General features: G+C 71.1%; 20 protein-coding genes and 2 tRNA genes. 6 read left to right on the top strand and 16 right to left on the bottom strand.

The features are described from left to right. Positions 1–56: 56 nt before the first annotated feature. Positions 57–473, top strand: a complete 417-nt coding sequence (locus ACWC94_RS10730; RefSeq protein WP_450796160.1) for a Fur family transcriptional regulator — start codon at positions 57–59, stop codon at positions 471–473. A gap of 116 nt (positions 474–589) precedes the next feature. Here the strand turns inward: ACWC94_RS10730 and ACWC94_RS10725 are convergent. The 4 genes from ACWC94_RS10725 to ACWC94_RS10710 all read right to left on the bottom strand — a co-directional run bounded on the left by ACWC94_RS10725 (position 590) and on the right by ACWC94_RS10710 (position 5,808). Next, positions 590–663: transfer RNA gene (locus ACWC94_RS10725), tRNA-Met, on the bottom strand. 98 nt (positions 664–761) lie between these two features. After that, the gene (locus ACWC94_RS10720) at positions 762–2,573 is read right to left on the bottom strand and encodes a tetratricopeptide repeat protein (RefSeq protein WP_450796159.1); all 1,812 of its coding nucleotides are present in this window, start codon (positions 2,571–2,573) and stop codon (positions 762–764) included. Positions 2,574–2,777: 204 nt separating this feature from the next. Continuing rightward, positions 2,778–2,851, bottom strand: a tRNA-Met gene (locus ACWC94_RS10715). A 41-nt stretch (positions 2,852–2,892) separates the two neighbouring features. Continuing rightward, positions 2,893–5,808 (bottom strand): UPF0182 family membrane protein, encoded by a 2,916-nt coding sequence (locus tag ACWC94_RS10710; RefSeq protein ID WP_450796245.1) that lies wholly within the window; start codon positions 5,806–5,808, stop codon positions 2,893–2,895. A gap of 164 nt (positions 5,809–5,972) precedes the next feature. On the opposite strand from ACWC94_RS10710, the gene ACWC94_RS10705 reads away from it, so the two are divergent. After that, positions 5,973–6,518, top strand: a complete 546-nt coding sequence (locus ACWC94_RS10705) for a PPA1309 family protein (RefSeq protein ID WP_450796158.1) — start codon at positions 5,973–5,975, stop codon at positions 6,516–6,518. 78 nt (positions 6,519–6,596) lie between these two features. On the opposite strand, the gene ACWC94_RS10700 is transcribed toward ACWC94_RS10705, so the two are convergent. The 4 genes from ACWC94_RS10700 to ACWC94_RS10685 all read right to left on the bottom strand — a co-directional run bounded on the left by ACWC94_RS10700 (position 6,597) and on the right by ACWC94_RS10685 (position 9,735). After that, on the bottom strand, positions 6,597–7,694 hold the full coding sequence (locus tag ACWC94_RS10700; protein WP_450796157.1) for a YlbL family protein: 1,098 nt from the start codon (positions 7,692–7,694) through the stop codon (positions 6,597–6,599). 48 nt (positions 7,695–7,742) lie between these two features. Further along, a complete protein-coding gene (locus ACWC94_RS10695) occupies positions 7,743–7,916 on the bottom strand; it encodes a hypothetical protein (protein ID WP_450796156.1) in 174 nt (57 codons plus the stop codon). A gap of 157 nt (positions 7,917–8,073) precedes the next feature. After that, positions 8,074–8,532, bottom strand: a complete 459-nt coding sequence (locus ACWC94_RS10690) for a molybdenum cofactor biosynthesis protein MoaE (RefSeq protein ID WP_450796155.1) — start codon at positions 8,530–8,532, stop codon at positions 8,074–8,076. A 90-nt stretch (positions 8,533–8,622) separates the two neighbouring features. After that, complete coding sequence (locus tag ACWC94_RS10685; RefSeq protein WP_450796154.1) at positions 8,623–9,735, bottom strand: SDR family oxidoreductase; 1,113 nt, start codon at positions 9,733–9,735, stop codon at positions 8,623–8,625. 191 nt (positions 9,736–9,926) lie between these two features. On the opposite strand from ACWC94_RS10685, the gene ACWC94_RS10680 reads away from it, so the two are divergent. Both ACWC94_RS10680 and ACWC94_RS10675 read left to right on the top strand, forming a co-directional pair. Next, positions 9,927–11,354 (top strand): zinc-dependent metalloprotease, encoded by a 1,428-nt coding sequence (locus ACWC94_RS10680; protein ID WP_450796153.1) that lies wholly within the window; start codon positions 9,927–9,929, stop codon positions 11,352–11,354. Further along, positions 11,351–11,866: an NUDIX hydrolase gene (locus ACWC94_RS10675; RefSeq protein WP_450796152.1), complete on the top strand. Its 516-nt coding sequence runs from the start codon at positions 11,351–11,353 to the stop codon at positions 11,864–11,866. Before ACWC94_RS10680 ends, ACWC94_RS10675 begins: the two co-directional genes overlap by 4 nt. A gap of 44 nt (positions 11,867–11,910) precedes the next feature. Here ACWC94_RS10675 and ACWC94_RS10670 read toward each other — a convergent pair whose 3' ends face one another. From ACWC94_RS10670 to ACWC94_RS10655, 4 genes are all read right to left on the bottom strand, one after another. After that, positions 11,911–12,666, bottom strand: a complete 756-nt coding sequence (locus ACWC94_RS10670; protein ID WP_450796151.1) for an AIM24 family protein — start codon at positions 12,664–12,666, stop codon at positions 11,911–11,913. Positions 12,667–12,683: 17 nt separating this feature from the next. After that, complete coding sequence (locus ACWC94_RS10665) at positions 12,684–13,364, bottom strand: AIM24 family protein (RefSeq protein ID WP_450796150.1); 681 nt, start codon at positions 13,362–13,364, stop codon at positions 12,684–12,686. Positions 13,365–13,375: 11 nt separating this feature from the next. Continuing rightward, the gene (locus ACWC94_RS10660; RefSeq protein ID WP_450796149.1) at positions 13,376–15,124 is read right to left on the bottom strand and encodes a TerD family protein; all 1,749 of its coding nucleotides are present in this window, start codon (positions 15,122–15,124) and stop codon (positions 13,376–13,378) included. A gap of 129 nt (positions 15,125–15,253) precedes the next feature. Then, positions 15,254–15,850, bottom strand: a complete 597-nt coding sequence (locus ACWC94_RS10655) for a M48 metallopeptidase family protein (RefSeq protein WP_450796148.1) — start codon at positions 15,848–15,850, stop codon at positions 15,254–15,256. Between the two features lie 300 nt (positions 15,851–16,150). Between ACWC94_RS10655 and ACWC94_RS10650 the strand changes: the two genes are divergently transcribed. Together ACWC94_RS10650 and ACWC94_RS10645 are read left to right on the top strand one after the other, a co-directional pair. After that, complete coding sequence (locus tag ACWC94_RS10650; protein WP_450796147.1) at positions 16,151–17,368, top strand: TOMM precursor leader peptide-binding protein; 1,218 nt, start codon at positions 16,151–16,153, stop codon at positions 17,366–17,368. Next, a complete protein-coding gene (locus tag ACWC94_RS10645; RefSeq protein ID WP_450796146.1) occupies positions 17,361–18,731 on the top strand; it encodes an ABC1 kinase family protein in 1,371 nt (456 codons plus the stop codon). Before ACWC94_RS10650 ends, ACWC94_RS10645 begins: the two co-directional genes overlap by 8 nt. A gap of 79 nt (positions 18,732–18,810) precedes the next feature. Here the strand turns inward: ACWC94_RS10645 and ACWC94_RS10640 are convergent, their stop codons facing one another. From ACWC94_RS10640 to ACWC94_RS10625, 4 genes are all read right to left on the bottom strand, one after another. Continuing rightward, positions 18,811–19,023: a hypothetical protein gene (locus tag ACWC94_RS10640; protein WP_450796145.1), complete on the bottom strand. Its 213-nt coding sequence runs from the start codon at positions 19,021–19,023 to the stop codon at positions 18,811–18,813. A gap of 142 nt (positions 19,024–19,165) precedes the next feature. Then, positions 19,166–19,489, bottom strand: coding sequence for a hypothetical protein (locus ACWC94_RS10635; protein ID WP_450796144.1), 324 nt, complete (start codon positions 19,487–19,489; stop codon positions 19,166–19,168). Then, entirely contained in the window at positions 19,486–19,854 is a 369-nt protein-coding gene (locus tag ACWC94_RS10630) for a WhiB family transcriptional regulator (RefSeq protein WP_023546912.1), read from the bottom strand. The genes ACWC94_RS10635 and ACWC94_RS10630 overlap by 4 nt, the downstream gene beginning before the upstream one ends. Before the next feature lie 173 nt (positions 19,855–20,027). Further along, positions 20,028–20,348, bottom strand: a complete 321-nt coding sequence (locus ACWC94_RS10625; RefSeq protein WP_450796143.1) for a hypothetical protein — start codon at positions 20,346–20,348, stop codon at positions 20,028–20,030. Between the last annotated feature and the right edge of the window lie 110 nt (positions 20,349–20,458).

Below are 20,458 nucleotides of genomic sequence, written 5' to 3'. Positions count from 1 at the left end.
GTTCCAAAGTCACACCTATTCCCGTCCTGGTACCCGTTCCTGTTAGGCTGGTGGCCATGAGCGACCTTCTGGAACGGCTGCGTGGACGCGGATGGCGAATGACCGCGCAGCGGCGCGTCGTGGCCGAGGTCCTCGACGGCGAGCATGTGCACCTGACAGCCGACGAGGTCCACGCGCGGGCTGTCGCGAAGCTGCCCGAGATCTCCCGGGCGACCGTCTACAACACGCTGGGCGAGCTGGTCTCCCTCGGCGAGGTACTGGAAGTCGCGACGGACAAACGGGCCAAGCGCTACGACCCGAACGCACACCAGCCGCACCATCACCTGGTCTGCGCCCGCTGTGGCGCGATCCGCGACGTCCACCCGACGGGCAACCCGCTCGCCGACCTCCCCGACACGGAGCGCTTCGGCTTCACGGTGTCGGACGTCGAGGTGACGTACCGGGGCCTGTGCCCCGACTGCGCGAGCGCGTGAGGGACGCGAGCGCGTGAGAGAGGGGGCGCAAGCCCCCTTTTTTTCTTTGCTCGCATTCCACGAACAAACGACTGAGGGCCGGAACCCATCTCTGGATTCCGGCCCTCGGCCTTCAGTAGCGGGGACAGGATTTGAACCTGCGACCTCTGGGTTATGAGCCCAGCGAGCTACCGAGCTGCTCCACCCCGCGTCGGTGAACACGACATTACGCGAGAGAAGCCGACGGAAGCAAATCACTTAGGGGGCGAGTGACCAGGGCCACTCCCCTGCTGCGACGCAGAGCGCCGATCAGGCCGACAGTTCCTCCCGCAGCGCGTCCCTCAGCCGCCCCGCCCGCTCGGCAACCTCCGCCGACCCCAGCTCGACCGCCCGGTCCGCCCACTTCTGCCCCTCCGCCAGCTCCCCCCGACGCGCGTAGACAAGGGCCAGCCGAAGAGCCGCCCGGCCATGCCCCGCATCAGCGGCCCGCGCCCACCACACCGCCGCCTCCGGCTCGCTCCCCTCCCGGGCCAGCAGCAGCCCCAGATTGAAGGCGCCGTTGCGCGACCCGGCCTCCGCCGCCGCCCGGTACCACCGCGCCGCCTCGACCACGTCCCCCCGCGCCGCCGCGAGCATGCCGACCCGCACCTGCGCCCGCCGGTGCCCCTGGGTCGCCGCCCGCTCGTACCACTCCTCGCACTCGGTCTTCTCGTGCACGATCTCGCCCAGCTCATGGGCCGGCTCCGGCGGCCGGCGCGCGTCGAGCAGCGTGGCCAGCCGGTACGCCGCTTCCGTGCTGCCCGCGCCCGCCGCGCACCGCAGATGCCGCTCGGCCTCCAGCTCGTCACCCTCGCGCAGCCGGGCGATCCCGACCTGGAGGGCCGCCTCGGTGTGCCCGGCGGCGGCCGCCCGCTCGTACCAGCGCAGCGCCATCACGTCCGCCCCGCGCCCGGCGTAGAGGATCCCGAGGTTGAACGCGGCGTCCACGCTCCCGGCCTCGGCGGCCTTGGAGAACCAGGGCTCGGCGCCGGTGGTGTCGCCGCCCTGGAGCAGCAGGATGGCGAGCGCGTTGGCGGCCTCCCGGTGCCCGGCGTAGGCGGCCCGCCGGTACCACTGCTCGGCCTGGGCGGTCCGCCCCTGCTCGGCGCAGAGCAGCCCGAGGTTGTACGCGCCGTTGTCGTCACCGGCGTCCAGCGCCGCCCGGTACCAGCGCTCGGCGGTCTGGGTCTCGCCACGCTCGGCGTGCAGCGCGCCGAGCGCGTTGGCCGCGTTGCCGTCGCCCTCCTGGGCGGCACGCAGCCACCACACGGCCGCGCTCTCGGTGTCCCCGGCGTCGCGCAGCAGGAAGCCGAGCGCGCAGGCGGCCCGCGGCTCGCCGTCCTTGGCGGAGGTCAGGTACCAGCGCCCGGCCTCCTTCAGTTCCCCACGCCTCTCCAGGATCGCGCCGAGGTGCAGCGCGGCGCGCCGGTGTCCGCGTGCGGCGGCCTGCCGGTACCACTGTTCGGCCTCGGCGACAGCGTTGTCAGGCCCGCCCTCGTCCTCGCGCCCGGCTCTGTGGTCGAGCACGCGGGCGAGCCGGTAGGCGGCCTCCCGGTGTCCACGCTCGGCCGCGGCCCGCATCCAGTGCTCGGCGCCGACGTCCCCGCGGTGCTCCAGCAGGTCGGCGAGCGCGTAGGCACCGAGGGCATGCCCCTGCTCGGCGGACTGGCGCAGCCAGTACTCCGCGGCGGGCTCGTCCCCGCGCTCACGGTGGTGGCGGCCCAGCGCGTGCGCGGCGGCGGCGGACCCGGCGACGGCGGCGACGCGCCACCAGCCGGCGGCCTCCTCGGGGTAGCCGCGCTGGTGCAGCAGGACACCCAGGTTGTTGGCGGCGGCCCGGTCGCCGGCCGCGGTGGCGGCCCGCAGATGGGATTCCGCTCCGTCGAGGTCACCGCGGCGCAGCAGCATGGCTCCGAGGACGCTCGCCGCCTCGGCGTCGCCGCTCTGCGCGGCCAGTCCGAGGCGTACCTCTTCCGCGGCGTCCCCCATGTCACTCACATCGTCCCGGGACGGCTCTTCATCGGCAGACTGCACAAATCGCCCTGACTCGAACAGAGTTGCCTTGTCCCCCATAACGTCCATCGTCGCACCACCTGCAACCTGGGTACACCCGGTATACCGCAGCCCGTGAGGTCACTTCAGCGTTTTGTCGACATGCCCACAGGGAGACAAGTCAAACACACACCACCCAACTCCCCACGGCGGCGCGGCCGTCCCTCCCCTCAGTACATGAGTTCGCACACCACGAAGGCCCGGATCCCTTGGGATCCGGGCCTTCGACTGCAGTAGCGGGGACAGGATTTGAACCTGCGACCTCTGGGTTATGAGCCCAGCGAGCTACCGAGCTGCTCCACCCCGCGCCGTTGCGTGTCAACCGTACCACGACGCGGGGTGTCCTTGATCAGCTCTTGCTTCCCGTCCCGTTCTTGCCGGCCCTGGCCTGCGCCTCCTCGGCCCGCTTCAGCGCGGCCTTCAGATCCTTCTGCGCCTTGTCGTACGCGGTCCAGTCCGGGCCCTTCGGCCCCTTGAGGGCCTGCTGACCCGCGTCGAACGCCTTCTGGGCGTCGTCCAGGGCCTGCTGGACGGTCGGGTTGGCGGACGACGGCGGGTTGGCGGTGCCGTTGTCCGGTGGGGTGGTGGTCGAACCCTCCACGCCGAACACCTTGTCGAGCGCCTCGCCGAGGGTGTTCTCGAACGCCGTGTTGCCGTTGTAGGAAACCAGCACCTTGCCGAGCAAGGGGTATTTCAGCTTGCTGCCGCCGAGGATGTAGACCGGCTCCACGTAGAGCAGTCCGCCGTCGAGCGGCACGGTCAGCAGATTGCCGTACTCGACCTTGGAATGACCCCGGGTGAGCAGGCTGATCGTCTCCGCGATGTCCGGCCGGGAGTTGAACTGGCTCTGCACCTGTTTGGGACCGTCGGCCGTCGTGCTGGTCGGCAGCTTCAGGATTCTGATCCTGCCGTAGTCACTGGTGCCCGGATCGGAGTCGACCGCCATGAACGCGCTGAGGTTGTCCCGTCCGTTCGGCGTGAACGTCGTCGTCAGCGAGAACGACTGCTTGCTCTGGTCCGGCATCTTCATGCTCAGGTAGTACGGCGGCACCGCGCTGCCCGAGTCGTTGGTCGGGTCGTCGGGCACCTGCCAGACCTCACTGCCGGTGAGGAACGTCTGCGCGTCCGTCACGTGGTAGCGGGTGAGCAGCTCACGCTGGACCTTGAACAGGTCCTGCGGATAGCGCAGATGGGCCATCAGCTCCGGGGAGATGGCCGTGCGCGGCTCGACCGTGCCGGGGAAGGCCTTCATCCAGGTCTTCAGCACCGGGTCCTGGGTGTCCCACTGGTAGAGCCTGACCTCGCCGGTGTACGCGTCGACGGTCGCCTTCACCGAGTTGCGGATGTAGTTGACCTGGTTCTGCTGGGCCACCACCGCGCGGTTGTCGTTGGTGGCGGTCAGCGAGTCGGCCGTCGTGTTGCCCAGGGTCGTACGGGAGGAGTACGGGTAGCCGTTCGACGTCGTGTACGCGTCGACGATCCACTGGATATGGCCGCCGACGACCGCCGGATAGGCGTCCCCGTCGATGGTGAGCCAGGGGGCGACCGCCTCCACACGCTCCTTGGGCGTGCGGTTGTACAGGATCCGCGAGCCCTTGCCGATCGCGCCCGAGTAGAGGATCTGCGGTTCGTTGAACGCCACCGCGTACGCGGCCCGGTTGATCGGATTGTCGAGGTTGACGCCGCTCTGGCCGGTGTAGCTGGTGGTCTTCTCGTCGCCGTTGTCCGCCGAGTAGTCGACCTCCTTCTGCGGTCCGCCGACGATGGAGTACGTGGTGGTCTTCTCGCCGTAGTAGACGCGCTGTTCGTACGGCGGGAGGTCACCCTTGGACGGCAGGTTGGACTCGGTGAAGACCGGCTGGCCCTGGGTGTCGGCCTCGGTGCCCTTGGCTGCGACCACGCCGTAGCCGTGCGTGTAGCGGAAGTGGTCGTTGATCCAGTTGTTCTTCGGGATGCCGTCCAGGTTCAGCTCGCGCAGACCGATGACCGTGTCCTGGTCCTTGCCGTCCTTGGTGCTGTAGCGGTCGACGTCCAGGTTGGTCGGGAACCCGTAGTAGTTCTTCATCTGCTGCAGCTGCTGGAACGTCGGCGAGACGATGTTCGGGTCCATGATGCGGATGCTCGCCGCGTCGTCGGCGTCGCCCCGCAGCCTGGCCTTGTCCGAGGCCGTGGCCTGGTCCGACGTCGTGGACTTGCCCGCGTACTCGGTGACCTTGGCGTCGTCGATGCCGTACGCCTCGCGGGTCGCCTTGAGGTTCTTCTGGACGTACGGGGCTTCCTTGGCCTGCTCGTTGGGCTGGACCTGGAACTTCTGCACGATCGCCGGGTACAGGCCGCCGATCAGGATCGCCGAGAGGACCATCAGGCCGAAGCCGATCACGGGCAGCTGCCAGGTGCGCCGCCACAGCGTGGCGAAGAAGAGCAGCGCGCAGATCACGGCGATGCAGAACAGGATCGTCTTCGCCGGCAGATAGGCGTTGGCGTCGACGTAGCGCAGGCCGGTCCAGTCGTCGGTGGCCTTGAAGTCGCTGGACTTGACGGCCAGGCCGTACCGGTCGAGCCAGTAGGCGACCGCCTTCAGGGCGACGAAGATGCCGAGCAGCACCGACAGATGCCCGGTCGCGGCGGCGGTGGCGCGCGCGCCGGGGCTGGTGACGCGCAGCCCGCCGTACAGGTAGTGCGTGAGCGCGGCGGCGATCAGGCACAGGACGGCGGCGGCGAACCCGAAGCCGAGCAGGAATCGGTACCAGGGCAGGTCGAAGGCGTAGAAGGAGACGTCGAGGTGGAACTGGGGGTCCTTCTGGTGGAAGGGCTCGCCGTTGACCCACATCAGCCAGGTCCGCCACTGGCCGGCCGCGGAGGTGCCGGCGATCAGCCCGACGAGCGCGGTGACGGCGAGCAGCAGCCACTTCTTGTACGGCGCGATGCCCATCCGGTAGCGGTCGAGGCTCTGCTGCTCCATGGACATGGCGCTCAGCGGGGGCCGCAGCCGGTGCGCGAGCCAGATGTTGACCCCCACGGCGACCGCCATCAGCAGACCGAAGACGAAGAAGAGCCCGATCTTGGTCCACAGCACGGTCGTGAACACGGACGAGTAGTGCACCGACCGGTACCACAGCCAGTCCGTCCAGAAGCCCGCGAACATGGTGAACGCCATGCCGAGGACGGCCAGGACGCCCAGTGTCATGAGCAGGGCCCGAACGCGCCGGGACGGGCGGCCCGCTGTGATCCGCGGCCCCGTCGGGCCTCCGCCGCGGTCCGGCATCTGGAAAGCCAAGGTGTGCACCTCGAAGTTCGCTGTCGATCCGTCAGGCCCTCGTGTTCGCGGGGCCTCGGTTGCCCCCCGTGATCGCGGGCCAACACCTATGCAACTTACTCACGCGCTGCTCGGTTCCCGATTCCGGCGGGGAACGAGGCAGGATTGTGACCATGTCCAACACTCCCATGGCAGCGAGCCCGCTCACCCGGGCCGTACTCGAGATCGACGAGTACGTCTCCGGCCTCGGCTGGGACCAGCCCGCTCGCCTCTTCGCCCTTGTCGACACCGCACGGCTGCGGGCTCAGGAACCCTCGCTCGCGGCCCAGCTGGGCCTGGACGGGGACGAGTCCGAGACCTCTGGTCTCACCCCGATCGAGCAGGACGAGATCCCGTCCGGCAAGCCGCTGGACGAGTTCCTCGGCACCATCGCCTGGCCCGACGCGGTGGTCGGGTGCGCGCTCTCGGTGGAGCGCCTGATGCTGCCGCCGTCCGCCGAGGCGCAGGTCCCGCAGAACCTGAGCGAGGCCAAGCTGGCCAGGTGGGTCGCCGAGCACCCCGAGCGCCAGGAGGTGCGCATGACGGTCGCGGTGCTGCGTGACGGCGCCCGTGAGTCGGCGCTGCGGCTGCGCGAGAAGGACTCCCCGACGGAGGTCCTGACGGGCCCGGAACTGGTCCCCGGCCTGGCGGAGGCCCTGGCGGCGACGTTCGCGGACTGATCCCGCCCGGTGCGGTACGGCGATGGGGGCGCCCCTGCTCTGCGGGGCGCCCCCAGCCGCGTCACACGCGCGTGCCGGTCAGCCGTTGGTGGTGCACTTGGGCAGCGCCGCCGTGTTCCCGCTGCGGATGTCCTTCAGCGCGTCGAGCGCGTCACCGATCGTCTTGACCTTCACCAGCCTGAGCCCGCTCGGGGTGTCCTTGGCGGCTGCGGCGCAGTTGTCGGCGGGCGTCAGGAAGTACTGGGCGCCCTTGTCGCGCGCGCCGACGGTCTTCATCTCGATGCCGCCGATCGGCCCGACGGTGCCGTTGTCGTCGATGGTGCCGGTGCCCGCGACGAACTTGCCGCCGGTCAGGCTGCCCGGGGTCAGCTTGTCGTAGATGCCGAGGGAGAACATCAGGCCGGCGCTCGGCCCGCCGACGTCGGCGAGCTTGATGTCGATGGTGAACGGGAAGGTGTGGTCGGTCCCGGCGGAGATCCCGACGATGGCCCGCTTGGCGCCGCTGTCCTCCGAGGTGGTCGTGGTGACGGTGACGTCCTGGGTCTTGGTCGCCGTCCTGTGCGCCTTCTCGGCAGCGGCCTGCTCCTTGGCCGGGACGACGGTGAACACGACCTTCTGACCGGGCTTGTGCTCGGTGACGAACTTGGCGACGTCGGAGGGCTGCTTCACGGCGGTACCGTCGACGGCCTTGATCACGTCACCGGCGTGCAGCCTGCCCTCGGCCGGTGAGCCCTTGACGACGGTGGAGACGATCACCCAGGACTTCACGGGAACGCCGAGCTCCTTCAGGGCGGCGACCTTGGCGCTCTCCTGGGACTGGCTGAACTCCTCGGCGTTCTCCTGGGTGGACTGCTCCTCGGTCTTGCCGTCCGGGTAGAGCGTGTCGTGCGGCACGATCTTGCTGTCGTGCGCCAGCCAGCCGTAGACCGCCTCCACCAGGTTCATCCGGAAGTCCGCGCTGGTCACCCGGACCGTCGTCATGTTCAGGTGACCGTCGGTCGGGTACGTCTTGTGCCCGGTGATCTGCAGCACCGGCTCGCCGTCGTGGTCCCCCAGTGTGTTCACGGTCGGGCCGGGAGACATCTCCGCGTACGGCACGGGGATGAGCACTCCCGCGCACAGGAGCGCGATCAGCATCAGGGTGGAGGCGAGCATCGTCGCGGTGCGGCGTGGCATGCCACGACAGTACGGGACGCCTGTGTCAGCGGACCGTCAGGGCACCCGTCACGCGCCGTCGGCGCCCGTGTGGGACCTCTCCATGGCCTCCCGGAAACGGGCATAGCCGTCCAGCTCGGGGCCGTCGCCGCGCACCTTGCGTGTTCTGTTGGCCCAGCTGCCCCACAGTCCGCCGCCGACCGCGGCCAAGAGCGGAATCAGCAGCCAGACAAGCGCCCCCATGCCGACCTCCCAACGCCACGAGCGTCCGCAACTGACTGATCAGCAGATTAACCATCCGCACTGACAACGCTCACGCGAGGGGGGCGGTTACGCAACTTGGGGGGCACAGATGCCCCGAGTGACGGACGTCGACAGGCTCCGCCCCTCGACGACGGCGCTACGCGCCGACCCATTCGTCCGTCCCGTCCGAGAACTTCTGGTGTTTCCAGATGGGCACCTCGTGCTTGAGGTCGTCGATCAGCTTGCGGCAGGCGTCGAAGGCCTCGGCCCGGTGCGGACAGGCCACGCCGACGACCACGGCGAGGTCCCCCACGCTCAGGTCGCCCACGCGGTGCACGGCGGCCAGCGCCCGCACCGGGTACTCGGCCGCGACCTTCTCGGCGATCCGCCGCATCTCGGCCTCGGCACTGGGGTGGCAGGAGTACCCGAGGGCGTCCACGTCGGCGCCCCCGTCGTGGTTGCGCACGGTGCCCACGAACAGCGCGATGCCTCCGGCCGCGGCGTCCCCGACGGCCTGGAGGACCTCGTCCACGGAGAGCGCGGTCTCCCGGACACCGATCAACTTGATGGGGTCCTGCGCCCCCTGCTCACCGGGGTGCTCGTTCGCATGTGCCATGCCCCCATCGTGCCGCACGCCTGTGACACGGAGGAATACGAGATTCACCAGGCACGCGCGTGGTGGCGTTTGGAGTTTGTCACAGCGCCGCTAGACGCGCCGCCGGGCCTTCCGGGCCCGCCGGACCACAGCGGCAGCGCCCAGCAGGGCCACCGTCGCCCCCGCGGCCCCCGCGGCCGTGGCGTCCTTGCGCCCCAGCCGCCGCCCGGCGACCGTGTGCCGCCCGGAAACCTCCTCCAGGAGCTCCGCGAGCACTTCCTCGTTGGTCCACCGGGGCCGCCACCCGGCGTCGTGCAACCGGCTCCCGCTGACCACCCACGGGTACATCGTGTACGCCAGGTCCCCCGCCGGAGACGGCGTGAGCCCGATCCGGTGCAGCCGGGCCGCCGCGCCGAGCGCGACCGCCGACGGCAGTTCCATCCGCCGGATCCCGCTGAGCTCCTCGACCTCCTCCTGCTCCAGCCACCCGTCGCAGCCGACGGCCAGTTCCCCGTCGACCTTCTCCAGGACGGCGTACTCCAGGGCGCTGCACAGGTCCTCGACGTGGCAGAACTGCCACGCGGGCCGCGACCCGGCGACGACGAGCAGCCGCGGCGACTCGAAGTACCGGGTCAGCGCCGTGTCCGTGCCGCCGACCAGCACCGCGGGCCGTACGACGGTGACGTTCAGCCCCGGATGCGCCCGCGGCGCCCGCCGCGCCAGCCGCTCGATCTCCAGCAGGTCCCCGACCCCGGTGGCCTCGGCGGTCGCCCGCAGCTCGGCGTCCTCCGAAAGGGGCAGCTCGTTGTCGGGGAGCGCGCCGTAGACCATCGCCGAGGTGCACAGCACGACCCGGGGCACGCCGGCCGCCGCGGCGGCCGTCAGGACGGTCTGCGTCCCCCGGACGTTGTAAGCGGTACGAGCCGCCGGATCGGTCTCCAGATCGAGGTCCAGCGCGAGGTGGACGACCACGTCGGCGCCCCGCAGCTTGTCCGCGATGGCGGGGTCGCGCACGTCGAGGATGTGCCAGGTGGCGGCGGCGCACTCGCCGCGCCGCTCGTCGATCGCGATGACCTGCTTGATCTCCCCGGAGGCGGCGAGTCGCTCGGTGAGCAGGGCACCGACACCCGCGGCGGCGCCGGTGACCGCGACGACGGGTCCGCGCACGGCGGACGGGGCTGAGGGGTTTCGCGCTGCGCGAACCTGCGGATCTGGGGAACTCACCGGGCGTCTCCAGCGGTTGTCTTCAGTACGAGCGCGAGTGACGCGTACGTACCAGGTGCATCCATCCTGCCGCAGGCGTGCTGTGGGCGAAGCACCGAGGCCCGATCGGGTCCGGGTGTCTACGCTGGGTGGTGTTGTCGGGCAGCCGCGCCGCCGGAGAGAACCGGCGGCCTTACCAGCCGAGGAATCCCGTGAGTGACACCCCATTCGGTTTCGGCCTTCCGCCGGAGGAGCCGGAAGACGGCGACGAGGGCAAGAAGAAGGACCAGCAGAGCGGTGGTGGGCAGGGACCGGCCAACCCGTTCGGCTTCGGCGGCCTGCCCGGAGCCGGAGGCTTTGGCGGCCCCGGCGCCGACAATCCGCTCGCAGCCATGTTCGGTTCCCTGAACCCCACCGACCTGGGCGCCGCGTTCCAGCAGCTGGGCCAGATGCTCTCCTACGAGGGCGGTCCGGTGAACTGGGACATGGCCAAGCAGATCGCCCGCCAGACGGTCGCCCAGGGCACCCCGGACGGCACGAAGGACGCCAGTGTGGGGCCGGCCGAGCGCAAGGCGGTCGAGGAGGCCGTCCGCCTGGCCGACCTGTGGCTGGACGACGCGACGTCCCTGCCGTCGGGCTCCGCCTCGGCGGTGGCCTGGTCCCGCGCGGAGTGGGTGGAGGCGACCCTGCCGGCCTGGCAGGAGCTGGTCGACCCGGTCGCCGAGCGGGTCGGCGCGGCCATGGGCGACGTCCTGCCGGAGGAGATGCAGGCCATGGCGGGCCCGCTGATCGGCATGATGCGCTCGATGGGCGGCGCCATGTTCGGCACGCAGATCGGGCAGGCCGTCGGCGTGCTCGCGGGCGAGGTCGTCGGCTCCACCGACATCGGCCTGCCGCTCGGACCGGCCGGCAAGGCGGCGCTGCTCCCGGCCAACGTGGAGGCCTTCGGCAAGGACCTCGGCGTGCCGCAGGAGGAGGTGCGGCTCTACCTGGCCCTGCGCGAGTCGGCCCACCAGCGCCTGTTCGCGCATGTGCCGTGGCTGCGCTCGCACCTGTTCGGCGCGGTCGACGGCTACGCGCGCGGGATCAAGGTCGACACCGCGAAGCTGGAGGACGTGGTCGGCCAGTTCGACCCGCAGAACCCGGAGCAGCTGCAGGACGCGCTCCAGCAGGGCATGTTCCAGCCGGAGGACACCCCGGAGCAGAAGGCCGCCCTGGCCCGTCTGGAGACGGCTCTGGCGCTCGTGGAGGGCTGGGTGGACGCGGTGGTCCACGCGGCCGCCAAGCCGCGTCTGTCGTCCGCCGACGCCCTGCGCGAGACCCTGCGCCGCCGCCGCGCGACCGGCGGCCCGGCGGAGCAGACGTTCGCCACGCTGATCGGCTTGGAGCTGCGCCCGCGCCGGCTGCGCGACGCCTCCCGCCTGTGGGCCTCGCTCACGGACGCGCGCGGGGTCGACGGCCGGGACGGTCTGTGGGCGCACCCGGACATGCTGCCGACGGCGACCGACCTGGACGACCCGGACGGGTTCGTGCACCGCGAGCAGCTGGACTTCTCCGAGCTGGACAAGATGCTCGGGGAGGCGGCGGGCGGTTCTCACGGCAAGCCGGACCTGCACAAGAAGGACGACGACACCGAGTGAGCCTTCATGACGACGCGGTCCTCGTCCTGAAGGGGTACGAGGACCAGGAGGAGCTGCGCCAGGTCTACCTGGACCATCTGGCGGCCCACCCGGACGGCATGTGGAAGGCGTGCGAGGACGGGCACATCACGGCGAGCGCCCTGGTGATCGATCCGGCGCGCGAGCGGGTCCTGCTGACCCTCCACAGGAAGATGCGGATGTGGCTGCAGATGGGCGGCCACTGCGAGCCGTGCGACGCCACCCTGGCGGACGCGGCCCTGCGCGAGGCGACCGAGGAGTCGGGCATCACGGGTCTGGTCCTGCTGCCGGGCGGCCCGGTGCGCCTGGACCGCCATCGCACTCCCTGTGCCTGGCACCTGGACGTGCAGTACGCCGCCGTCGCCCCGCGCGGGGCCGTGGAGGCGATCAGCGACGAGTCTCTCGACCTGCGCTGGTTCGCCTACGGCGAGGTGGGGGCCGTAGCCGACGAATCGGTCGTACGGCTGCTGGAAGCGACACGCGCCCGGCTGTGACCGGGTGAGAGGGGTGACCGCCACGGTCACCCCTCACCTCTTCCTCAGCTCCAGACGTTCCCCTGGTTCTGCCCGCGCGCCCCCTGCTGCCCCATACCGAACTGGGCGGCGAGGCCCTGGCCGATCACCGCGTTCTGCGGCGGCAGCAGCTCGCTGGGCTGCACCAGCGCGAACCCGGAGCCCATGAAGCTCAGCTCCCAGCCCTCACCGGTGTTGCCGCGCCGGCGCCACACCCCGGAGGAGTGCGTCTGGGCCTGCATCTGCACGCGCAGCCCGGTGGACCAGGCGACGATCGCGTCCGCGTCGCAGTTGACGTACTTGTCGGGTGTGACCTGCATCAGCAGCGGCGCGCCGGAGGTCATCAGGGCGACCTTGCCGCGTCCGGTGATGTTCAGCTGGTACTTCCCGGAGCCGGAGATGCCGTAGAGGCTGTCGACGGCGATGACCTCATAGTGCAGCGAGGAGTCCATGGCGAGGACGTAGGAGCTGTCGACGGTCAGCCCGTCCTGCTCGACGTCCATGACGTGCACGTGCTGGCCGAGGTTGGCGAGGTACACCGTGCCCTGCCCGTGGCAGCGCATCAGGTCCAGGCCCTCGCCGGTGTACGCACGCGCGCGTGCCTGGTTGTTGCTGCGGTACTCGGCGTCGAACTCGACCAGGCCCTGGTAGGCGACCATGGTGCCCTTGCGGGCCAGGATGTCGTCGTGACCCTCCAGGGTGACGCGGAGCATCTGCTTGTTCTGCAGGCTCCAGCGCTCCTGCGTCTGGACGTCGTTGTGTGCGAAAAGCGGGCTCTGCATGGCTTTCTGACTCCCCCTCAGCCCCGGACCCGGAGGCGGTCGGTGCTGTCCTCGCTGGGCTGGACGACGACGATGCCCTGGCCGGAGAAGGCCATCTGGTAGGCCTCGCCGCTGCCCCGGCCGATCAGCGACTGCGCCTTGAAGCTGCGCTTGCCCTTCACCCTCAGGTTCGGCGACCAGGCGACGAGCGCGTCCGGGTCGACGTACGTCTCGTCCTCGCCGCCGCCGCAGTCGACGACGATCGGCTTGCCCCGGGAGGTCAGCGCGACCCAGCCCTGCCCGGAGATCTTCGTGTTCCACAGGCCCTGCCCGGCGAACTTCGCGAGTCCCTTGACCCGTTCGACGCCCCACGTCAGATGGGCGTCGAAGGCGAGCAGGTTGGTGGCGTTGACGGAGATGCCGTCGCCGTTGAGGTTGATCACGACGACGTCGGCGCCGTAGTCGGCCAGGTAGAGCAGGCCGTCGCCGGTGCACTTCATCAGGGGCGCCCCCTCGCCGGTGATCCAGTCGCGGGCGATCTGGCGGACGGCCGGGGGGTTGGGCTCGTACTGGATGAAGCCTTCGTAGGCGACCATGGAGCCCACGCGCGCGAGGAGGTCGTTCCCGGTCTGCATGGCGACCTTCAGCATGTGGTTGCCGTGGTTCTCCATGCGGGCGGCGACGGGTGCGGGGGCGTAGCCCGCGAGCGGCTGGTTCATGACGGGCTCCCTCAGACCTCGTACGGCTGGACGACGATGAAGTTGCCGGGTGCGCCCCGGAACTGGAGGTTGACGCTCTCGCCGGTGTCGCCCGGGTAGGCGTTGCGGCGCATGCGGACCTGGCTGGAGACGATCACCTGGGAGGCGGCCGACCAGGCGACGACGGCGTTGCAGTCGGCGAAGGTGGTCGGTGTGACCGGCAGGACCACGGGCGTGCCGTGTGTCTTGACGACGATCGTGCCGGTGCCCTGGAACTGCATGGTGAACAACGCGCCGCCGGGGATGCCGTGGCCCTCGACGCGGCGCACCTCGTACTGCAGGCTCTCGTCGAACGCGAGGACGTTCTCGGCGGAGACGCAGATCGCGTCGCCCTGCAGCTCGACGGGGTGCAGGTGGGTGGAGTTCTCGGCGAGGAACACCTGGCCCTGGCCGGTGCAGCGCATCAGCTGCATCTCCTGGCCGGTGGCGCTGCCGACGATCCGCCCGGCGAAACCGGCGCCCTTGTAGCTGAAGTCGACCTTGCCCTGGTAGAGCACCATGCTGCCCTGCTTGGCCAGCACGGGCTGGCCGCCGATGCCGAGGTCGACGCGGATGAGCTTCTTGTTCTGCTGCGTCCAGCGCTGCCCGGTCGGCGTCTCCTTGAACGCCTGGAGCGCGGCGGTCACCCCGGCGCCGCCCTGCGGGGCGCCCTGCGGCACTCCGTAGCCGGCGGGCTGCTGGCCCGGGACCTGGCCGTAGCCCGGGGGCATCGGCGGGGCGGGCTGGCCGCCGTAGGAGGGCGGCTGCTGGCCGTAGCCCGGGGGCATCGGCGCGGCCGGCTGGCCGCCGTACGACGGCTGCTGGGGCGGCTGCCCGTACGGCTGCTGGGGCTGCCCGTACGGTGCGGGGGCCGGGGCCGGCGGCGGGACGGCGCCGCCGGGGGGCGGGGCCAGGGGGGCGATGACCGTCGGCGCGGCGTGCACGTTCGGCGCGGGCGCCGGGGACGGGGGCGGGGTGTGACCGGGCGGTGTGAAGCCCTGCGGCGGGGTGTGACCCGGGGCTGTGAAGCCCTGCGGCGGAGTTCCACCGGGCGGCGCGGCGAAGCCCTGTGCGGCGGGCTGCGGCGCGGGGCCCGGGGCGGGCGCGGGGGCTTGGGGGGCCGCGAACGCCGGCGGGGCGGCGGCCTGGGCGGGCGGGGCGAAACCGGGGGTGGCACCGGGCTGCGGCTGCTGCGGGGCGGCGGGAGCCTCCTCCTCCAGTACCTCGCCGCCGAAGTTCTTCAGCAGCGCCTCCAGACCGCCGTCGAAGCCCTGTCCGACCGCGGCGAACCGCCAGCCGTCCTTGAAGTAGAGGTCACCGAGCATGACGGCTCGCTCGGTGGAGAACTCCGCGCCGGTGAAGGAGTACCGCACGACCTCCTCGCCCCCCGCCACGATGCGCAGATAGCCGGGCGCGACCTGCGACATCTGCCCGGCGCCGTCGATGGTCGCCGTGAAGGACAGCTTGCGGATGTGCGAGGGGACCCGGTCCAGCGTGACCCGGAACGACTCCGTGTCGCCCGCCTGGGCGCCGAGCAGCTGGACGGACTCCTCCGGGGACTTCGGCTGGTTGAAGAAGACGAAGTACCGGTCGTCCGAGAGGCGCTCGTCGGCGTCCAGACCGAAGCAGCTGATGTCGAAGGTGAGCCCGGGAGCGGAGATCTGCACGCCTACGTACAGATCCGTGCCCGCCGTGAGGTCACTGACCCTGGCCTTGTGGCCGCGTTGGAATTCCCTGGCCATGCGTAACGACCGTCCCCCATCCCGAGTGTGAGTGCGTCGCGCAAGGCTAACGGCAAAGTCCGACATCGCACGCAGCCGGTACAGACCCGGTACACAACCGCACCCCGAGGCGGACGGACGGCACCCGGCTCACTCCCCGCGCGCCCCCGGCACATGCGGCAGCCGCCCGGCGGCGACGACCCCCTCGAGGTAGCCGCGGGCCCGCTCGGTGCGCGGATAGGCCTCCAGCAGCCGCCAGAAGTCCGGCCCGTGACCGGGGACCAGCAGATGGGCCAGCTCATGGCAGAGGACGTAGTCGACGACGTACTCGGGCATCCCCTGCAGCCGGTGCGAGAGCCGGATGCTGCCCTCGGCCGGGGTGCACGAACCCCACCGGGTGTTCTGGTTGGTGACCCAGCGCACGGAGGCGGGCCGCGCCCGGCCGTCGAAGTACTGCGCCGACAGCCGCTCGGCGCGCTCACCCAGCTCGGAGTCGCCCAGCGTCCGTTTGCTCTCCTGGGCGGCGAGTTTGTCGAGCATGACGGTGATCCAGCGCTGTTCCTCCGCCTTCGACATCCGGGCGGGGATCAGTACGACGGTGCGATCGCCCTCGCGGTACGCGGAGACCGTCCGGCGGCGCCGGGTGCTCCTGCGGACCTCGATCGCGCTCGCCCCCGAGCCGCCGGGCGGCTGGCTCGTCGTGCTGCGCTGTGGGTTTCCGGCGCGGTGCAGTGGGTCGGCGGGCACGCCCCGACGTTACCCGCTGGGCACGGCCGAAGTCCCGGCTGCGGAACGGTTCTGCGCCGATCCCCCACCATGCGTCTGATTCCTATGACTCCTCCGACTGATCCGCACATCCGGTTTATTCCAGTTCCCGTGGAAATACTGGCTTTTACCTACACGCTCATATGACAAACATGCCCGACCTGTGGATAACTCCCGGCGCCGGACGGACCGGCGCGGCATGCTGGCATGCGTCGGCGGAGCACGACCGGCTCCGCAGGCGACGAGAGGTCCGGAATGGTTCCACGGAAACGGGGGTCAGTCATGCATCCGGTGATCAAACCCGCGCTGCGGCGCGGCTGGCGTGATCGCGACACCGCGCAGTTCGGGATGACCCCGGCGCACGCGCTGACACTGGGCCCGATGGACCCGGCGACGAGCGGCTTCCTGGACCTGCTCAACGGCACGCGCGGGCTGCCGCTGCTGCGCGAGGAGGGCCGCCGCCGCAATCTGCCGGACGGCCGCGTCGACACCCTGCTGGCACGGCTGACCCGCGCGGGCCTGGTCGACGACGCGCGCGGCGGCGGACCGGCCGCGGACGCCCTGCGCGAGAAGGACGACGTCCTGCGGCGGCTGCGCCCCGACCTCGCCGCGCTGTCCCTGACCACCGCCGAGCCGGGCGCCGCCCTCGCCCGGCTCGCCGCCCGCCGCGCGCTGCGCGTGCAGGTACGGGGCGCGGGGCGGGTCGGCGCCGTCCTGGCGTCGGCTCTGTCGGGGGCCGGAGTGGGCGAGGTCGACGTGCGCGACACGGGACACGTCGAACCGTGGGACCTGGCCCCGGGCGGACTGCCCGCCGAGTCGCTCGGCGAGCGCCGCGAGACGGCGGCGCGGGCCGCCGTGCGCCGCGCGGCACCCGACCGACCACCGCGCCACGCCCACTCCCCCGGATCCGGCGCCCAGGACGCCGGGCTCTCCCTGGTGATCCTCGCGCCCCGGGACGACGTGGCCGTGCACGCACCCGACCCGGCCGACACCGAAGCGCTCATGACCGCCGGAACACCGCACCTGTGTGCCGGCGTGGTCGAGGGCACAGGCGTCGTGGGCCCCCTCGTCCTGCCCGGCGCATCGGGCTGCGTCGGCTGCCTGCACCTCGACCGCGGCGACCGGGACCCGGCCTGGCCCCGGCTGACCGCCCAGTGGCGGTCCCCGAAGGCCCGCCGGGTCGGCGCCTGCGATCTGACACTGGCCACCGCGGTCGCGGGACTGGCCGCGGCGCACGCGCTGGCCTTCCTCGACGGGCAGACGCCGTCCAGCGTCGGCACCCGCCAGGAGGTGTCCCTGCCCGGCCTCAACTGGCGCAGCCGACCGGTCCGGCCGCACCCGGCATGCGGGTGCGGGGCGGCGGAGAGAGGTAAGAAGGGGGAGCACTCCTCAACGGGCGGCGAACCGCGCGCGACAATGGCGGTGCAACGGCCGTCGGCGAAGCGACGACGCAAGGCAGGCGAGGCGCGGCCGACTGGGACTTGGAGGGCGCATGTCTGATCTTCCCCGGAAGGCGGTCACCCGTACCGCCAAGCTCGCCGCGCTCCCGCTCGGCATCGCCGGCCGGGCGACCTGGGGGCTGGGCAAGCGGATCGTGGGCGAGTCCGCGGAGATCGTCGGCCGGGAACTGCAACAGCGCACCGCGGAGCAGCTGTTCAAGGTGCTCGGCGAGCTGAAGGGCGGTGCGATGAAGTTCGGGCAGGCCCTGTCCGTCTTCGAGTCGGCGCTGCCCGAGGAGATCGCCGGCCCCTACCGCGCGGCCCTGACCAAGCTCCAGGAGGCGGCACCGCCCATGCCGACCCGTACCGTGCACGCGGTCCTCGAGGAGCGGCTGGGTCCGGACTGGCGCGATCTGTTCGAGGAGTTCGAGGACAAACCGGCCGCCGCGGCCTCGATCGGGCAGGTGCACCGGGCCGTGTGGCACGACGGCCGTGAGGTGGCGGTCAAGGTGCAGTACCCGGGCGCCGGCGAGGCCCTGCTCTCCGACCTGGGACAACTGAGCCGCTTCGCCCGTCTGTTGGGGCCGCTGATTCCTGGCATGGACATCAAGCCGCTGATCGCGGAACTGAAGGACCGCGTCTCCGAGGAGTTGGACTACGGACTGGAGGCGCAGGCCCAGTCCGCCCACGCGGAGGAGTTCGCGGACGACCCGGACGTGGTGGTCCCGGCAGTGGTGCACCAGCGCGAGCAGGTCCTGGTGACCGAGTGGATCGACGGCATCCCGCTGTCCGAGGTGATCTCGGACGGCACCCAGGAGCAGCGCGACCGGGCCGGCCAGCTTCTGGCCCGCTTCCTCTTCTCGGGCCCGGCCCGCACCGGCCTGCTCCACGCCGACCCGCACCCGGGCAACTTCCGGCTGCTGCCGGGCGGCCCGGCCGGCGAGGACGACTGGCGCCTCGGCGTCCTCGACTTCGGCACGGTCGACCGGCTGCCCGGGGGGCTCCCCCTGCCGATCGGCACCTCCCTGCGCATGACGCTGGACGACGAAGCCGAGTCGGTCTACGACATGCTCTGCGCCGAAGGATTCGTGAAGGAGTCCATAGAGCTGGACCCGGACGCGGTCCTCGACTACCTCCTGCCGATCATCGAACCGGCCCGGGCCGAGACGTTCACCTTCACCCGCACCTGGATGCGCAGCCAGGCGGCCCGCATCGCCGACCCCCGCTCCCCCGCCTACCAGCTGGGCAAGCGGCTGAACCTGCCGCCGGCCTATCTGCTGATCCACCGGGTGACCCTGAGCACGATCGGCGTCCTGTGCCAGCTGGGCGCCACGGTACGCCTGCGCGAGGAACTGGAGGAGTGGCTGCCGGGATTCGTACCCGACGAGGACCTGAGCGAGGAGGAACCGGCGGCGGAGGCTTGATCCGTGGCGCCTTGAAGTGGGGGGTGGGCGGGGAGGGGGAGGGAGGGGGGAGGGCCCCCAGAGAGCACCGAGGAAAGGCTCACCACCAAGCCGAGTCCAGGCGGCCCTCGATCGCCCGTAGGTTCTCCCTGGAGCAGGTGTCGCAGAAGTACTGGCGGATGCCGTTCTCCACGGAGCAGGTCCAGGTGGTCGGCGGGGCGCCGTCGGCTGGGGTGCCGCAGCGGGCGCACAGGAGCACACGGCGCTCCGGAGTGGAGCCGCCCTGATCACTTCCTCCGGGAAGACTCGTCACCCGGCGACGATAACTCCGCAGGCGCCCGATCGCCGTGCACAACGCACCGCGGGGGCCGGTCCGTTCGACCGGACCGGCCCCCGCGCGGAAGACACCGCCTCCCCGAAGGGCCGGGAGGCCACCGCTTCCGTGGGTGTGATCGTTACTGCATGACCGCCATGGCGAGCGCCCGCCGGGCGCGCAGCGAGGCCCGCTCGGCCCGGCGCTGCATCCGCTGGGCGACCGCCAGGCGCACGGCCCGGCGTTCCCGTACGGCGTCATGGAGTCGCTCGTGCATATGCGCACGAGCCAGGGCTTCTTGCATGAGTTGCATCTCTCGGGTCCTGTTCTGGCGCGCTTCGGTCGCGCTGGTGGTGGTGACGTCTGGGGTCACGGAGCCTGCGAGCTCACTGGTGGACGGCTTCATCGGGGCCTGCTTCTTGGGGTCGTGCGTGAGGGGGCGATCGATCGTTCCTGCGGTGTTCATGCCGTGACCGGGTTCTTCCGCGGGCGACCACGCGGCCGCTTCCGGGCGACGACGACACCCTGGACGAACAGCTCGCCACCCCAGACGCCCCAGGGCTCACGCCGCTCCTTGGCGCCGGCGAGGCAGGCCTCGATCAGCGGGCAGGTGCGGCAGAGGGACTTGGCGTACTCGACGTCCGCCGGCGACTCGGCGAAGAAGACCTCCGGGTCGTAGGAGCGGCAGGGGACGGGTACGCCGAGGTTCTCGATGGCGTCGTCGAGCGCGGTGAGCGCGGTGAGGGGGGTCAAGGTGGAGTCCTCCGTGAGGCCGGGCGGGGGGATCGTTTGCGAAGGCGGTACGGACGGGGCGTGCGCTTCGAGTTGCACGGTTGGTCTTCCTCGTCTGGTCGTTCCGGCCGGTTGACCGGGTGGCGGCTGGGTACCGGGTTCTTTTCCTGTCCCGAGGCCCCTTCGCTCCGTCGTCCCCGATGTGGGGAAAACAGAAGGGCCGCGGATCCCGGATGGGGTTCCGCGGCCCTGAAGGCGCCGGCCTGATTGGATCAGGCTGGATCACTCCAGGGTTCTGGCCCACGGAAGGCCCACATCTGGTGGTGCTGCGTCGTCTGCTTCCGGAATCCGGCACCGGCCGCCGCAAAGGCATAGGCCTGCGCCTGTGCCGCTACCGCTTCCAGTGCCTTGGTCGGTCGCTCATTGCGCTCACGGACGGGCAGGTCCACGAGAGCGGGGGAGGACGCCGGACGGACGGCACGAATGCCGGACAGACCGGTGCCCTGGGAGGAGGCGCCGAGCATGCACAGGGAGACGGCCGAGCGATCGGTCAGTTTGGCCGTGCTGATGGTGCTGGTGTTGATGCTGATCACTGGACTCGCCTCCTCTCGGCGTCTCTGGGACTGGGGTGAGCCAGTCCGTTCGGATATGCAAGTACAACACGGAGTTGGGCCCTTCGAGAAGGCCGCTGCATCCGTGCCTA

The organism is Streptomyces sp. NPDC001135, assembly GCF_053598395.1.
Note: the sequence above shows the minus strand (reverse complement) of the source record. Positions and strands in the feature narration are given on the sequence as shown.